Here is a 15,806-nt window from a genome sequence, read left to right as displayed (position 1 = left end):
TGAGCTACTGAGTCCCGAGCCTTCGGAGGCGGCGCGCTGGCCGCCGAAGGCATACGCGATGAGCAGCGTAAGTTCATCAAGTACAACCATCTCGTAGCTAACTTGCTGATCTTTCACAACGTCGTGACCATGAGCAAAGCACTGGAACGGCTCGCCGCAGAAGGACATGCGCTCGATGCAGAACTCATCGCGTCTTCCAGTCCATACCAGACCGAACATCTCAATCGCTTCGGACGCTACGCTCTCAATCGAGACCGGGTTCCAGAACCCCTCGAGAGCGTTCAAGAGTTCAGAATGCCACTTCACGGTGAAAGGATAACCCGCACAGCCCAGGTCGCAGTGTGACAATCCAACACGAATCCTTACCGTAGGTGTTTAACGATTGCCTGGCAGACGTTTTTATCGAGAGTGATAGCTGTCACGGCCGTCAGCCCCTCAAGCTGGTCTGTCCCGGTAAGCAAAGCTGAGATGCGCCTTAATCTGCTCAGGGCTTGTTCGAGATTTCGGCCGTTGAGTTGCATTTCAAATAGCGCTTTTTCTCCCGCACCCAAATCCGCCAACACCTTGGCTTGAAGTTGAGCTACATCAGGAAGGCCACACGCTTTGGAAGTGCCGGCACCAAAGAATGTACAGACGTGCCTAGATCGCGCAGCCAGCTTTGCGCTGACGCCCATGGCAAATTTCGAGGGGTTGTGAGCCATCTGTCGTACTCATCCTTGGCTGGCTAGTGAGTGCAAGTGTACAGGCTCCGGTTGAGCTTTGCAGCTCAATAATTCAAGTCAGTCTGTTAGCGGGCCTATTCTTAGTGACCCCCTACGAACACTACACATGCGTACCCGTATGGCAATCCTAGCCAGATCCGTTCGTCTAGCCCGCGATCTATACGCAAGAGTGAAAGCCGCAGGATTCATCTATGCGCCGAAACAGGAGCTTTTCGTTGCGCCGATGTGGACCCCGAGCCGTGAGGATTTGCTCATTGAGTTGGCCGAGGAGATCGAGGACGAAGACACGAGCTTAGTAGACCGAGCAGAACACCGGGCCGACCGTGAGAGGAGCTGGACAAGCGTTAGGCGCTTCTCGCGCGGATCGTTTCAGCAGCGGGTGATGCTTTCGTCGCCACAGTACCGGGTAGATAAAGCCCAACGCAATAGCCCCGGCGATCAGCAGGAGGACGCACCACCACGGCACCGGCACTTTGAGTTTGAGACAGGCCCAGCCGAGCAGCGCGATCAGGAGCAAGGCGCGCCCCGAGGTTCACACGAAGTTTGTGTGAACCGGCTTCATAGACCGATTGCGCTGTTTCGTTGCCCATTACGCTGTACCCGCTCATCGACAGTCAGACCGTAAAGAAGCCCATAGCGTTCCGTGGGTTCGACTTTCACTCAATGCAATGAAATCAACTTGACGCCACTTGATTTTCTAACGTTCCAATATTGTCGATTGTAATAACGATGCGATCACCTGCAACGAGCGTGAAGTCGTCGTGCGGGACAATCCCCGTACCGGTCATCAGAAAGACACCTTCAGGAAAGCTGTTTTCGCGAAATAGATAACTCACCAGCTCTGCCACCGGACGTTTCAACTCTTTCAATGTGGTTTGGCCAACATAGGCGTGAGCGCCGTTACGTTCGATCTTGATGCCAATAGCCGTCTCTTTTGGAAGGTTCCCGCTCTCGAGTAACAGGCACGGGCCTATGGCACAGCTGCCGTCGTAAACCTTTGCCTGGGGCAAATAAAGTGGGTTTTCCCCTTCAATATCTCGTGAACTCATATCGTTTCCGATGGTGTAGCCGAGAATCTTACCACTCGAATGAATGGCAAGCGTCAGCTCAGGCTCAGGTACCGACCAGCGAGCGTCCCTGCGGATCCGAACTTCACCTAACGGACCAACCACGCGCCTCCCAGAAGCCTTGAAGAACAGCTCTGGTCGATCGGCTGCGTAAACCCGGTCGTAGAAGGTACCCCCACCTGCGTCTTTTGACTCCTCGATGCGAGCGCTGCGACTACGAAAGTAAGTTACCCCCGCGGCCCATACCTCTTGCGTGCTCACCGGACTTAATAATGTCATCCCGTCCAGAGATTCAAGCAACTCGGCGCGTTGCGATTCTGCGCTCACCCGATTGTGGAGATCTGCATCACCCAACAGATCTTCCCAACTCGCTGCCTCTACACGCCAGAAACGGTTGCGTTCTTCTCCAAAAAATCCATCAGTCGTCCGATAAAGCCTCACCATCTCCTCCACAACTTCTAAGGATAAGTCCCGCCTCGCTCGAGTGCGGAACAAATTGCATCGGTATCATAGACACATCCACCCCAAACACCCCCGCTAGCCTGCACCATCGCTGCCCATAGCCGCGTATCTTCAGGTAACTCGGGATGTGGCGCCAAATCGCGCCGAACGGGCCTCGATGCTAACCGCATAATTCCTTCCGCAGAATCAAACTGCTCTCCACTCTCTCCAGTTAAATCAACGCTTCCAACAAGTGATCGACGATCAACAACAATAGTGATCTCGTCCCCGTCCTTCACCTTACCGATTGGACCACCTGCTAGGGCTTCTGGAGAGATATGCCCCACGCAAGCACCAGTCGAGACACCACTGAAACGCGCGTCCGTGAGCACCGCCACATGCCTACAGAAAGGTAGGTTTTTTAGTGCCGAGGTTATTTGATAGACCTCCTGCATTCCTGCACCCTTTGGTCCCGCACAGATCAATACAAGAACATCACCTTTGGAAATCTGACCGGCTTTGATTGCTTCAATTGCATCGGCCTCACATATAAACACTTTTGCGAGACCTGTGTGGCGGTATACCTGATCTTCATCGATCAGTGTTGGATCAATCGATGTGCTCTTAATGACGGAACCATCTGGCGCGAGATTACCGCCCGGAAAGCATACGGTCGATGTCAGTCCCCGTTGTCGGGCACGATCCGGAGACAAGACCACATCATCGGGATCGATTCCATCCAGTTCTTGCAGACGATTACGCAGCGCCCCCCGGCGGCTGGACGTTTCCCACCAGCGAAGATTTTCGGAGAGTGTTGTCCCGGTCACGGTTTGTACGCTCGTATCGATCAAGCCGAGGCGCTCAAGGTGCAGCATCACCTCAGGAACGCCCCCTGCAAGAAATACCTGAACGGTTGCGAAATTTCGCGGTCCATTAGGCAACGCATCGACCAGACGCGGAGTGGCGCGGTTCACGGACTCCCAATCCTCGCGACCAGGACGCCGCAGCCCCGCTGCATGAGCAATTGCGGGCACGTGAAGTAATAGGTTAGTCGAACCACCAAATGCTGCATGAACGACCATCGCGTTGCGAACCGCTGCATCCGTCAGCACACCCTGTGTCCCAATTCCCAGCTGTACCAATCGCAGCATCGCCCGCGCAGACCTCGTCGCCGCATCGAGCCATATTGCCTGCCCCGAGGGAGCCAAGGCGCTGTGTGGCAAAGAGAGTCCAAGCGCTTCAGCAACCACCTGCGATGTCGCCGCCGTACCAAGAAACTGGCAGCCGCCACCAGGCGATGCGCAAGCTCGGCAGCCCATTTCGGCCGCTTCTTCTAAAGACATCTGTCCTTGAGAAAAACGAGCGCCAATCGTCTGCACTTTGCCAGCATCTTCACCCGACTCCGGCAAGAGTGTTACACCGCCCGGGATGAGAACCGAAGGCAATGGCCCCGAGGATGCGAGCGCCATCATCATTGCCGGCAAACCCTTATCGCAGGTAGCGACCCCAAGAACTCCTTTGCGAGTGGGCAGTGATCGCATGAGTCGGCGCAACACTATCGCAGCGTCGTTCCGAAAAGGCAACGAGTCAAGCATTCCTGTTGTCCCCTGCGTCCGGCCGTCACATGGATCTGTGCACGCTCCAGCAAAAGGAATGGCCCGCAGATTTCGTAATTCACGCGCGGCCTCACTCACCAGCAAACCTACTTCCCAATGGCCGGTATGGAAACCCAATGCGATGGGCGTTCCATCCGCTGCTCTTACTCCACCATGAGTGCTAAGAATCAGGAACTCCGGATCAAGCAACCGTTCAGGTTCCCACCCCATGCCAGCGCTCTGAGTGAGCCCAAAGAGGTTGCCCGAGGGCTCGCGTAACAACATCTCCGCAGTAATGGGCAGGCTGCCCTCCGGTCCTCGAGCATGCGTCCGCGTGCCCGCGGGGTCTATCTCGCTTTCTAGTATTTCATGCAACGGTACTGCCGCTCGCCACTTCCCACTCACGATCTATGCCTCCTGCTGTCAACCCGACACTACAACGGATAGTGCTCTCTGCACCGTTAGTGATACGACTTCGATGGCGGGTCCGCTGCACTCGGACGGCTCTTGGGCAACAATAGCAGCAACAGCGACGAGCACAGGAGCGCAATCGCCATTAGCAGGAATCCAACACTCGAACTCCCAGTGATGGCGCGTGTCCAGCCCACAAGGTAGCTCCCGGAGAATCCGCCCAGTGCACCCGCGCTGTTAATTAAGGTCATGACCTCCGCCACAGCAGGTCGAGGAATTCGTTCCGGCAAAATTGCCCAGAACGGACCGTATGGTGCATACATGGCGGCGCCGCCCACAACCAATGATGCGAACGCCAGCGGAAAGCTCCTTCCTGCGACCAGATACGAGACAAAAAGAGCCACGGATGCAACCATCAGGCTGGGCCAAACCAACAACTCTCGTCGCCCTGTCCGATCAGAAATCGTCGAGGTTGCGATCATGGCGACGATCGCCACCAGATATGGAGTGCCAGACAGCACGCCCGTTCGTCCCATCGACAAGGATGCGCCCTCACGCACGATCGCCGGCAGCCAAAGCACGAAACCATAAATTCCAAGGCTCCAACAGAAGTATTGCGCGCTGAGCAGTATCACATCGGGTCGTCGAAACGCTTCGAGGATCGAGCCGACTGGAGGCACCGAGGCCTGCTCTGCAGCGATAACTTCTTCGAGCGATTCGGCTGCCGCACGTGGCATCCAGGGCGCCTGTGTCGGCTTGTCTCGAACAACGAACCACCACACTCCCGCCCACAGAACAGCCGGCAATCCCTCCACGACAAAGGTCGCCTGCCAACCAAACCGCTGAACCAGATAGCCTGTGATGATCGACATCCAAAGCACCGTGACAGGATTTCCGAGTATAAGCAACGCGTTGGCTCTACCGCGCTCTGAGCGGATAAACCAATTGGCCAGCAGAAAAAGCATGGCTGGAAAGATGAGGCCTTCTGCGGCGCCAAGAAGTACTCGGTCGATGCATAACAGCCAGAAACTGCGAAGCAAGCCCATGAGCGTTGCACAACTACCCCACGCTATGAGCAGAACGGTGATGATACGCCGCACGCCGACGCGTCGGACCAGAGCAGCCGCCGGAAGCTGGAAAAGAAAATAGCCAACAAAGAATAGACTGCTAAGTAGCGAGACTTGTTGTTCGCTGATGCCGAGCGTCGTGCCCATTCCAGCTGCAGCGCCGAAGCCAAAGTTCGCTCGGTCGAGATATGCCGGGCTATAGGTGATAAACACTACCGGGAGCAACCAAACGTAGCGTCTGCTTAATCCTCCGCTTTTGAGATCTGGGTTGCGAACTTGGCTCGACTGCTTATCGGAGTCAAGGGTCGCGCCGCTGCGATCTTTTTTTGTCGGGTTGAACATAGTTGACAAAAACCCTCATGTGCGAGGTCTGATGAGCAAACGACCTGAAGTACATGTCACCAACTAATTCTTCTTGGTGGCTGATCTTTTCCGGCATGGCAACTATAAAGGCTATTTTTGCCCAACCCCTCGAAAAGGTCTAATTGGCAATAGTGGGTGCTGATGGGGTGCTGAGACCTGTTCTCTCTGTTGAGCGAGGTAGGCGAAGAATATGCGTCTACCGACGCCAACGACCTTGCAGACCTCGTCCGCCGTCTGTCGGAGTTGTCATAGAGCACTTTGGCATCTCGCAACTTGACGATATCGGTGCGTGGCCGCCCTCCGGTCTTCCCTCGCGCTTTTGCAGAGGCCCGGCCCTGCGGCGGCTCGTTCAGCGCGGAGCTCCCGCTCCATCTGATGAATAGCCCCCATCATAGACAGGAAGCAGCGTCCGGTGGCGGTGTTGGTGTCGATGTCTTCTCGTAGAGAGACGAGGTCGACCTGCTTTCGGTCGAGCGCTTGTGCCGTTTCAAGCAGATGCTGAGGGAGCGCGTCATGCGGCTCAGTTCCGCCACGACCAGGACGTCGCCAGGGCGGACGTACTCCATGAGCTGATCCCAGCCTGGCCGATCCATGCGGGAGCCGGTCATCTTGTCGGTGAAGATCTTCTTGCACCCTGCCGCTTTCAAGGCGTCGATCTGGGAATCAAGATTCTGACCGAGGCTGCCGACGCGGGCATATCCGACTCGATGCAGCTGGTGTATGTCCATAGTGCCGGCGGAATCCGCACGTTGTTTTTCGCAAAGGTTTACGCACTGGATACTGGCCTGCCGCTACCATGAAGAGACATCTCCATCCTGCAGTGCGAAAAGTGTAACTTCTTGCACTCGCTGAAAGTCGCTCGTGCATGGCCTCCGACTCCCGTCGCCTGTCGATCCTGACCGCTCAGGAGATCGACGACCTTTATGGCTTGCCGCGTTTTACCGAAGAGGATCGCCGCCTTTACTTCGATCTGGGCCCGGCGCAGCGTGAACTGGTCGATGGCGTAGTTACGATCTCGGTAGCGGTCCACCTCGTCCTTCAACTTGGATACTTCAAGGCCAAACGGCAGTTCTTCGTCTATGCACTCGATGCGGTAACGGGAGACGCGGGGTACATTCTTCAGCGCTATTTTCCTGCGAGAGACATGACCGAAATCAAGTCGCCCGCCCGTTCGACTCGACTTGAGCAGCAGCAGGTCATTCTCAGGCTGTTCGACTACCGCTCCTGCGATGCCGCTGCAAAGGCGGAGCTTGAACGGAAGGCGCAGCGCGTCTCGATGCTGTCGGCGCAGCCGGTCTTCATTCTGCGCGAAGTCTTACAGCACCTGGTCCATCAACGAATCGTCGCCCCCGGCTACACCTATTTGCAGGACCTGGTGGGGCGGACCGTCTCCGGAGAACATCTGCGCATCACTCGCCTGCTCGGCCGAGGGCTGACCCGGGAGGTCGAACGGCAACTGGAGGCTCTTCTCGAGGCCGACGAAGGCATGTACCGGATCAGCATCCTCAAGCACGAACCGAAGGACTTCAGCTATGGCGAGTTGCGCCAGGAGGTGGAACGCGGCAAGTTCTTCGAACCATTGTTCGCGTTCGGCCAGACCTTTCTGGCGGCGGCCGGGCTGTCCAACGAGAGCGTGAAGTATTACGCCTCGCTGGTCCAGTTCTACACCGTCTATAAGCTGCAACGAATGGCCGTCTCGGCGTCGCGCCTGTACCTGTTGTGTTTTGCCACCCACCGCTTCCGGCAGATCAACGACAACCTGATCGAGGCCTTCATCCATCTGGTCGATCAATACGAGCAGCAAGCGAAGCTCGCCGCCGAAATCGCGGCCGCAGAGGCCATGGCGGAGGCGACCGGGAATCTACAGGCTGCCGGGCAGGTGCTCAATCTGTTCCTCGACCCGGCGATCGCGGACTGCACTCCGTTCTCGAAGGTCAGGCAGCAGGCGTTCTCGTTGCTCGATGCGGAACGCTTCGCTCAGGTCTCCGGGTATATGCAGAAGATCGAGTTCGACAAGACGGCGTTCGAATGGTCGTTCTACGGCACGCTGCACTCGAAGTTCAAGCTCAATCTTCGTCATCTGTTCTCGAATCTCGACTTCGCGGGCTTGGTCGAGGATGCGCCGCTGCTCGAAGCGGTGGCCTTCCTGCAGGAGATCTTGCGCCACGGCAAATCGCCTCGTCAGATGAGCCATGCCAACTTCCCGACAGGCATCATCGCCAAGGGCGTTCAGCGTTATATGTATACCGAGGCCGGGAAGCGCAAGGACCGGCGGCTCGATGTCGACCGCTACGAGTTCCTGCTCTATCGCCTGCTGCGGAGGGCCCTTGAAGGTGGCAACATCTATGTCCGCGACAGCAACGAGTTCCGCAGCTTCGAGGACGATCTGATACGACCGGAGCGTTGGAAGAACAAGGACGCCGTCCTTGAGGAGATCGGCGCGCCGGTTCTGCTGGCGCCGATCGAAGAGACGCTCGCCGCCTTCCATACGGAGCTCGAAGGCAAGTTCGAACGGGTCAACCGTCGGATCGAGGACGGCGACAACAAGCACATCAAGATCACCGGCACCGGAGACAAGCGACGCTGGACGCTGATCTATCCCAGCGAAGAGGAGCCCATCAATAGTCCGTTTTACGGACAGTTGCCCGGCATCGGCATCGCCGACCTCTTGCGGTTCGTCGCCGAAAAGACGGGAGTTCTCGGCACCTTCACCCATGTTCTGGGCCGCTACGTGAAGCAGGAGGCCGATCCGCGCCATGTTCTCGCCTGTGTTGTAGCCATGGGAACCAACATGGGGCTCTGGAAGATGGCGGAGGTCTCTGGCCTCGGCCACTCGGCCCTGATGACGACGGCGCGAAACTTCCTGCGGGCCGAAACGCTGCACGCCGCCAACGATGCCATCTCTAACGCCACGGCCGCCCTCCCGATGTTCGACCAGTTCGACATCGGCGGGATGAAGCACTCCAGCAGCGACGGCCAGCGCATCGAAACTCAGATCCCCACCATCAATGCCCGGCATGGCACCAAGTACTTCGGCCTGAAGAAGGGCGTGAGCGCGTACACCCTGGTCGCCAACCACGTGCCCTGCAACGCGCGCATCATCGGCACGCACGAGCACGAGTCGCACTTCGTCTTCGACATCCTGCACAACAACACGACGGACATCCAGCCGGAACGGCACTCCACCGACACCCACGGCACCAATCAGGTCAACTTCTGGCTCCTGTTCTTCGACGGATATCAGTTCGCGCCGCGGTACCGCGACCTCCACAAAAGGATCGCCAGCCTGATCGGTTTCCGCCACCCAAGTCACCATGCCGGCCGCCTCGTCAAGCCTGCCCGCAAAACCTTCGACGCCTTGATCGTCAAGGAGTGGCCGAACATCCAGCGCATCATGGCGTCTTTGGCGCAAAGGACGTGACCCAGGCGACGGTCGTGCGCAAGCTGAGCTCCTACGCCCGGCAGAACCAGACCAAGAAGGCGTTGTGGGAGTTGGACAACATCCGGCGGACTATCTATATCCTCGACTTCATCGACGATCCCACCCTGAGGCAGAGCGTCCAGAAGGCGCTAAACCGAGGCGAGTCCTACCACCAGATGCGCCGCGCGATCTCGTACGTCAACTCAGGCAAGTTCCGCGTCAAAACCGAAGCCGAACAGCAGATATGGAACGAGTGCTCCCGGCTGATCGCCAATGCCATCATCTACTACAACACCCTGCTCCTCTCGCGCGTATACCAGCAAAAGGCCGAGGCGGGCGATCTCGAAGCCATCAAGATCCTCAAGGGCATCTCGCCCGTCGCCTGGCGCAACATCAACCTCATCGGCAACTTCGACTTCACAACCGGATCATCGGAGGTCGACATGGAAGCCCTCGCAACCCGCTATCAGAACGAAGACTTCTGGCGCCGCTCCATGATCGAAAGAGAGGAGGAAGGCCCGCAATGACGCCAATTAGACCATTTCGAGGGGTTGGGCAAAAATAGCCAGAAAGGAACTGGTCAAGCATGTGGGTCTCCTTGGGCAAAAGCAATCCCGCCCAGTATCACCACCTGCTTATGTTGTGTCCAAATCCGCAATCCTCCGTGGATACACCAGCCAGAGACTCCTACACGACATAATTTTCAACAGAACATAAATGCTCTATCTCGCCGCGGGCAAGGACGGCATCGGCTACGTCGTGAAGGCCGCCAACATGGGCAACACCAAGCCTGCCGACTTCGCCAACATGAAGGCCAACTGCGCGAAGCTGGCCTCGCCGCCGGTGTGGCTCACGGCATCGCCCGGCCCGGTCGATCCCTGCCCGCAGGACATGACGACGCTGAACTTCATGCCATGGGGCAAGACGCGCCACATGCACTCGACGCCGGTGCAGTACTTCAGTCCCGCGGGACTGAAGCTCTTTGTCTGGGGCGAGAACTCGCAGCTGCACGAGTGGGCGATGAGTCCCGCAGGCAAGCTGACCTACGTGGCGCAGTCCAACGAGTTCGCCTCCACGAACATCGCCAACTCGCCCGGAGGCATGCCCGGCGGCTTCTGCACCTTGTCGTCGAACGACAACCAGCCCGGCACCGCGCTGCTGTGGTGCACCATCCCGTACGGCGATGCGAATACCACCGTCACCAACGGCCGCCTGCTCTGCTACGACCCCGACAACGTGGTGAACGGCGTCATCCCCGTACTGTGGGACTCGCAGCAGTGGGCGCTCACCTTCACCTTCAACAAGTTTCTTCCTCCCATCGTCGACGGTGGACAGGTCTACGTCGCCAACTACAGCGGCGGAGTCGACGTCTACGCCCAGTAGCCTTCGCGCGCGACACGCGCAAAAAAAACCCGGCCAGCTTCGGCCGGGTTCTCTCAAAGTTGTGTCGCTGTTTAGAAGGCGTAACGAAGACTGAACTGGTACTGGCGCTCCGACGCATAGGTGTTGCCCTTGCCGTTGACGCGGCCAAAGGTACCGCTGGTCGGGTTCACGTCCGGGTTGTCGAGGTTGGGGTGATTGAGGTAGTTGAATCCCTCGGCCTTGAAGACCAGTTGATGGTTCTCATGGTTGGGGATGATATGGAAGGCCTTCTGCAGTGCCGCCGAAGCGCTCACGAAGCCGGGGCCGCGGATCAAGCCACGCATACCGCGCGGAGCAAACGTCCCCAGAGCCGCCGGTGCGAAGACACTGGTCTGAAACCACTGGTCGGTGGTCACGCCACCGGCAAACCCGTGAGGGAGCGTCGGAGTCTGCGAGGCGACCCACAGCTGGTTACCCGATCCCGGTCCTACACCGGCGCGGTCGTTGTTTTGCGAGACGGTCTGCGGAACGCCAGACTGCCCCTGGATGATTCCGGAGAATTGCCAGTCGCTCAATAAGCTCCGAGCGAAGACGTTGCTCATGCTGTTTCCGTACTTGATATCCCAGACGTAGTTGATGACCAGCACGTGGCGGGTATCGAAGTCGCTGGGACCGTAGAAGTTGCGATTGCTGTAAGCGTTCGGCTGGCTAGTTCCGGTGGCGGAGCCGAAGTCGAGGCTCTTGGACCAGGTGTAGGCCGCACCGAAGAGGGTGCCCTTGGTGAGGCGGCGCTTCAGGTTGGCCTGCAGCGAATGGTAATTGGAGCTGCCGTCATTCCGCGCCTCGTTGATAATCGAGAAGCCCCTGTAGGGACGCAGAGCGTCGGGATTGACGCCCCTATTTGCCGGGTCAAGGGTGGTTCCGGGTTGGAGCTGGTTGCGGTTAATCAACTGCTCCAGGTGATAGCCGCGGCGGCCGACGTAGCTGAGGGTGAAGACCGCGATGTTGGTGAACTCATGCTCGACGGTCATGTTCCATCCCCAGGCCTCAGGGTTGGGATAGTCGTAGGCATGCGAGTAGAAGCCCAGCGGGGCCTGGTTGACGCCGACACCACCTGGGTTGTCGACACCTCCGCGCGTCACCGTCGCAGCGGGCTGGAATGGAGCGTTGCCGCCGACATGCACGGTATCGCTGATGCCGAGGCGCTGAATGTATCGTCCAAAGCCGGCGCGGACGACCGTTCCGGGATTGATCTGGTACGCAAAGCCCACGCGCGGCTGGATGTTGGTCTTCACCGTCGGCGAGTAGTTTGAATCGAAGCCGCGGAAGAGACGGGCATAGCCGTTGGCGAGGATGGCGTCTGGCACGTGTCCCTGGGCAGAGCTGGGGAAGCCGCTGCCGGGGATCACGACACCGTTGTAAGGATCGCCACCGGTGATGAAGCCGGTCGTCGGGTTGACGGTTGGCGCCTGGCTGGCGGACCACACACTGGGATTGAAGAAGGCCTGATTACCCCAGAGAGCGTGGTAGTTCTCCATGAAGGAGTAGCGGAGGCCAAGCTCCAGGACGAGCTTGGAGTTGACACGCCACTGGTCCTGACCGAAGCCCTCGAACATGTTGCCGCGGAACAGAGTGTAGGAACGTGTGCCGATTTCGCCGTAGGTATCGAAGAGGCCCAGCGCGGCGTTGGCAGCGGCGACATTCGAAGTAGGAACGGGATTTGTGCCGCTTCCGCCACGGGCGTCGGTGAAGACGAAGAGTCCGTTCTGGTTGTTGGTGGTGCCAGGGCGCGTGTTGTCGACGCTGATCTGGTCGTAGTTGTTCTCACCGGCGTACTCCCAGAGTCCGCCGAACCTCAACGTGTGGTTGCCCCAAACCTTGGTCACCGTGTCGCCGAGGTCATAGACGATACCGCCGGAGCGGGATGGGTAAGGACCGCCGTCGAGCGTACCGAAGTTCTGGAGCTGGATCGTCGGAATTTTATCAGGAACGACCTTGCTGGCCGATCCGAAGAGATAGGGGTAATTGATGCCGTACTTGGTGCGGTCGGAAAGTCCCGACGATGTGTCGATGTCGATGGTGACATGATCGGCTGCGGCGGAGACGTAGGCATCGTTCACCCAGGTGGGACTGATGGTATAGGTCCAGTGCAGAACGCCAATCTGGTTCGGCCGTTTGAAGATGCGCGGGTTAGTGTTGAAGTTGCCGAAGTGAGGCTCGTAGTCGTCGTAGTTGTAGTCCAGCAGGCTGAAGCGTATGCGATGCTTGTCGGTCGGCACATAGTCGACGACGACGGAGTCCTTACGCTGCTTCTCAGTGTAGAGCGCCGAGTCGACCCAGTTGTTGGGGTTGTTCGTGCGGTTCGGAAGCGGATAAGCATTCAGCAGGCCGACGCCGTTCGCGCTGAGCTGGGCCTGAGGAATGATGTTGTTTGCATAGGCCACGCCGGTGTTCGGGTTCACGAGCTGCACGGGCCCGCTGTAGAAGATATTGGGGCCAAGCAATTCGCTGAAGTTGCCCTGACGCATGAGCGGAGTGGGAACCTTCTGCTGCGCGAGGTCGTCGTGGTTGTACTTGATCCACTCCTGGCCAACGAGGAAGAAGAGCTTGTCATGGTTCTTGTTGAAGCCGGGGAAGAAGACGGGGCCGTTCAGATTCCAGCCAAACTGATTGAAGCGGAAGGCCGCACGTGACTGGCCGTTGAAGTTGCGCTGCCAGGTGTTGGCATTGAGCACGTTATTGCGGAAGTACTCAAAGGCGCTGCCGTGGAACTCGCTGGTACCGCTCTTGGGAACCATGCGGATCTGGCCGCCGGAGGTGCGGCCATACTCAGCGCCGTAGCTCGTGGTGAGCACCTGCACCTGCGAGGTGGAGTCGACGTCGGCGACGCCGACGCTGGTGCCGTTGGAACGCGTACGCACCATGGGGGCGCCGTCGAACGTGATCAGGCTCTCCTGCGAGCGCGCACCGTTGACGTTGATGCCATTGTCCAGCCCGAACGAGAAGGCAGCCATCGACTGGCCACGTACGACGCCAGGTTCGATCTGGGCGAGGTAAAGCGGATTGCGGCCGTTGAGCTGGATGTTCTTGACCTGCTCCTGAGAGATGAGTTGGCCCACGGCTCCGCTCTCGCTCTGCACGATGTTTGCGTTGGCCTCGACGGTAATGGAGGTGGTGGTATCACCGACCTTCATCGTGATATCGACGCGGCGGCCGATGTTCGGGTCAACCTGAATCTGGTTGAGGTCTGTCGACTGGAAGCCCGCTGCCTCGACACGCATCGAGTAACGTCCAGACGCGAGATTGGTGAAGGTGTAGTTGCCGCCTTCGTTGGTGACCGCGCGAATCTCTGCCCGCGTTGCCTCGTTACGAAGCGTGACGTTCGCCTTCGCTACCAATGCACCGGATGAGTCTGCAACGGTGCCGGTAAGAGACGAGGTGTCTTGGGCAAGTGCGCGGAGAGCGGGGAACATGGCGCATACGAGAAATAGGATCGCAAAGAGTGGGTATCGTCTGTTGTTCAAAATCGGACCTCCGAAGGTGTGGGTACATCTCGTGGTTGTTCTTTTTACTTTTCAGTTACCGCTAACGAAGACTTTTTCGAGCGTTCCCATTTAAGAAATCTGGCAATGTTGTGTCAAGCAGATTCGTGATGACGAACATGATTCGGATACAGGGTGAATTCTGGAGAGTGATATGTATCAACAGCTTGCAGCATGATGAACATTCGATAAAAACGTTCATACCGTCATGGTCGACCGCTCTCTCATCACGCTCTGACCACGAGGAACAGATCCGGTGCAGCAAGAGAAAGAGGCACGCAATCTGACGCGAGCCTCGCTTCGTTTCTGTAACGGTGACTTTGCCTGGTCTGCCGGGCCGGCGTCGGGTTGCGCGGCAGCATCTCCGTGCGTGCGCGATCGAAAGATCTTCGGAGATTCAAGGGACTCCCCGCGACACACCGGAGCGAAGCGCAACGAAAACCTTCATCCCGCGATAGGCTTTCGGTATGAAGCTCTGCCTTGCCGTTGCACTGTCTCTCCTCACGCTCGCCGCGCATGCACAACGTCCTGACCCGCTGCAGTACGTCGATCCACTGATTGGCACCGGCGCCGAGGGCCATACCTTCCCCGGTGCCAGCGCGCCGTTCGGCATGGTGCAGCTCTCTCCCGACACGCAGATTCGCCCCTTCAAACAGAGCTACAAGTGGGCCGCGGGCTATCGCTACGAGGACACGACGATCCTCGGCTTCTCGCACACGCACTTCTCCGGAGCCGGACACAGCGACCTGGGCGACGTTCTGCTGACGCCTTCGACCGAGGAAAAAGTTCCGCTCGATCCCGGCGAGATCGACAAGCCGCGCTCCGGCTATCGCTCGCGCTTCTCGCACCAGACCGAGCACGCCGAGCCGGGCTACTACGCGGTGACGCTCGACGACTCCGGCGTGCGCGCCGAGCTAACCGCAACCACGCGCGTCGGCGTGCACCGCTACACCTTTCCGCCGGAGGCGAAGACATGGCACATGCTGCTGGACCTGCGCTCGAGCATCTACAACTACCCGGGCAAGGTGCTGTGGTCACGCCTGCGCCTTCGCAAGGACGGAACCATCACCGGCATGCGCGAGACGCGCGGCTGGGCTCCGGGAAGGCAGCTCTACTTTGCTATCCGTTTCTCGAGTGTGGTGAGCGGGCATCATCTCTACAACCGCGAGGACGAGCCGCCGCCGTACAAGGGCTTCAAGACGCCGGGCACCGGGGCTGAGGACACCGAGAGCATCGAAGGCCGCGGGCTGGAGGCCGTGTTTGATTTTTCTCCACAGAAGACCCCGCTGATCGTCACGGTCGCGCTTTCGCCTGTAAGCGAAGACAATGCGATCGCGAATATGAAGGCCGAGGTCCCCGGCTTCGACTTCGACGCCGTGCGCGCACAAACGCAGGCGCAGTGGCGAACGGAGCTTGGCCGCGTGGAGTTTCACGCCTCGCCCGAGATCGAGCGTTCGCTGTTCGACAACCGCTCTCGCTCTTCCTCTAATACCCCGCGTTGGAACTCTCCAAAGCGATGGTTTCATACTGCACCTCATTGTGGGGTTTGAGTTGGGCTGGCGTTTCGAGCGTATGTTGATTGACGGAGGTTGGCTCTCAACATCTCAATGTTTTCGGGCGGTCCGTAGAGGCAGCGGCTCTGGTTGCCATGGTATCTGCGAGACAGCAGGCCTTCTTTACGCCAACACTTGATCGTACTTTGTGAGACCCCGAGGCGCCGCCGTAGCTGCTCAGTGGTCCCGAAGCCTTGTTCCTGCAATCGCTGCCGGCGGCTCTTGAGCTTATAGGTGTCGCGTAGCCAGACGACTCTATCGA

Annotated in this window: 10 protein-coding genes and 2 pseudogenes; 4 read left to right on the top strand and 8 right to left on the bottom strand. The window is 58.4% G+C overall.

What is annotated here, in order from left to right:
* Positions 1 to 36 precede the first annotated feature (36 nt).
* Positions 37 to 345, top strand: coding sequence for a Tn3 family transposase (locus tag Q363_RS46600; RefSeq protein WP_084080609.1), 309 nt, complete (start codon positions 37 to 39; stop codon positions 343 to 345).
* Positions 346 to 362: 17 nt separating this feature from the next.
* Here Q363_RS46600 and Q363_RS20900 read toward each other — a convergent pair whose 3' ends face one another.
* The 6 genes and pseudogenes from Q363_RS20900 to Q363_RS42980 all read right to left on the bottom strand — a co-directional run bounded on the left by Q363_RS20900 (position 363) and on the right by Q363_RS42980 (position 6,394).
* Positions 363 to 701, bottom strand: coding sequence for a hypothetical protein (locus Q363_RS20900; RefSeq protein ID WP_035354395.1), 339 nt, complete (start codon positions 699 to 701; stop codon positions 363 to 365).
* 313 nt (positions 702 to 1,014) lie between these two features.
* Positions 1,015 to 1,239 (bottom strand): hypothetical protein, encoded by a 225-nt coding sequence (locus tag Q363_RS40865; protein WP_157467266.1) that lies wholly within the window; start codon positions 1,237 to 1,239, stop codon positions 1,015 to 1,017.
* A gap of 157 nt (positions 1,240 to 1,396) precedes the next feature.
* Entirely contained in the window at positions 1,397 to 2,233 is an 837-nt protein-coding gene (locus Q363_RS20890; RefSeq protein WP_245632366.1) for a fumarylacetoacetate hydrolase family protein, read from the bottom strand.
* A gap of 14 nt (positions 2,234 to 2,247) precedes the next feature.
* On the bottom strand, positions 2,248 to 4,230 hold the full coding sequence (locus Q363_RS20885) for a YjhG/YagF family D-xylonate dehydratase (RefSeq protein ID WP_084080608.1): 1,983 nt from the start codon (positions 4,228 to 4,230) through the stop codon (positions 2,248 to 2,250).
* A 56-nt stretch (positions 4,231 to 4,286) separates the two neighbouring features.
* On the bottom strand, positions 4,287 to 5,645 hold the full coding sequence (locus tag Q363_RS20880; RefSeq protein ID WP_084080607.1) for an MFS transporter: 1,359 nt from the start codon (positions 5,643 to 5,645) through the stop codon (positions 4,287 to 4,289).
* A gap of 267 nt (positions 5,646 to 5,912) precedes the next feature.
* Positions 5,913 to 6,394: pseudogene (locus tag Q363_RS42980) on the bottom strand (recombinase family protein).
* A 137-nt stretch (positions 6,395 to 6,531) separates the two neighbouring features.
* Here Q363_RS42980 and Q363_RS20870 point away from each other — a divergent pair.
* A pseudogene (locus tag Q363_RS20870) lies at positions 6,532 to 9,614 on the top strand (Tn3 family transposase).
* Positions 9,615 to 9,804: 190 nt separating this feature from the next.
* Positions 9,805 to 10,470: a hypothetical protein gene (locus Q363_RS20865; protein ID WP_035354386.1), complete on the top strand. Its 666-nt coding sequence runs from the start codon at positions 9,805 to 9,807 to the stop codon at positions 10,468 to 10,470.
* A 71-nt stretch (positions 10,471 to 10,541) separates the two neighbouring features.
* On the opposite strand, the gene Q363_RS20860 is transcribed toward Q363_RS20865, so the two are convergent.
* Positions 10,542 to 13,973 (bottom strand): outer membrane beta-barrel protein, encoded by a 3,432-nt coding sequence (locus Q363_RS20860; protein WP_035354383.1) that lies wholly within the window; start codon positions 13,971 to 13,973, stop codon positions 10,542 to 10,544.
* A gap of 485 nt (positions 13,974 to 14,458) precedes the next feature.
* On the opposite strand from Q363_RS20860, the gene Q363_RS20855 reads away from it, so the two are divergent.
* Positions 14,459 to 15,541 carry a glycoside hydrolase domain-containing protein gene (locus Q363_RS20855; protein WP_051979089.1) on the top strand — a complete coding sequence of 361 codons (1,083 nt, stop codon included), beginning with the start codon at positions 14,459 to 14,461 and terminating at the stop codon, positions 15,539 to 15,541.
* On the opposite strand, the gene Q363_RS46595 is transcribed toward Q363_RS20855, so the two are convergent.
* Positions 15,526 to 15,750, bottom strand: coding sequence for a MerR family transcriptional regulator (locus tag Q363_RS46595; protein WP_425387715.1), 225 nt, complete (start codon positions 15,748 to 15,750; stop codon positions 15,526 to 15,528). The genes Q363_RS20855 and Q363_RS46595 overlap by 16 nt on opposite strands.
* Between the last annotated feature and the right edge of the window lie 56 nt (positions 15,751 to 15,806).

The organism is Edaphobacter aggregans DSM 19364, from assembly GCF_000745965.1.
Lineage (GTDB): Bacteria > Acidobacteriota > Terriglobia > Terriglobales > Acidobacteriaceae > Edaphobacter > Edaphobacter aggregans.
The sequence above is the reverse complement of the archived record's forward strand: the minus strand, read 5'-3'. Positions and strand labels throughout refer to the sequence as shown.

Coding starts and splice junctions, on each gene's coding strand:
- Q363_RS20900 (WP_035354395.1), bottom strand. CDS start 701: ATGGCTCACAACCCCTCGAAATTTGCCATGGGCGTCAGCGCAAAGCTG.
- Q363_RS20890 (WP_245632366.1), bottom strand. CDS start 2,233: ATGGTGAGGCTTTATCGGACGACTGATGGATTTTTTGGAGAAGAACGC.
- Q363_RS20880 (WP_084080607.1), bottom strand. CDS start 5,645: ATGTTCAACCCGACAAAAAAAGATCGCAGCGGCGCGACCCTTGACTCC.
- Q363_RS20865 (WP_035354386.1), top strand. CDS start 9,805: ATGCTCTATCTCGCCGCGGGCAAGGACGGCATCGGCTACGTCGTGAAG.
- Q363_RS20855 (WP_051979089.1), top strand. CDS start 14,459: ATGAAGCTCTGCCTTGCCGTTGCACTGTCTCTCCTCACGCTCGCCGCG.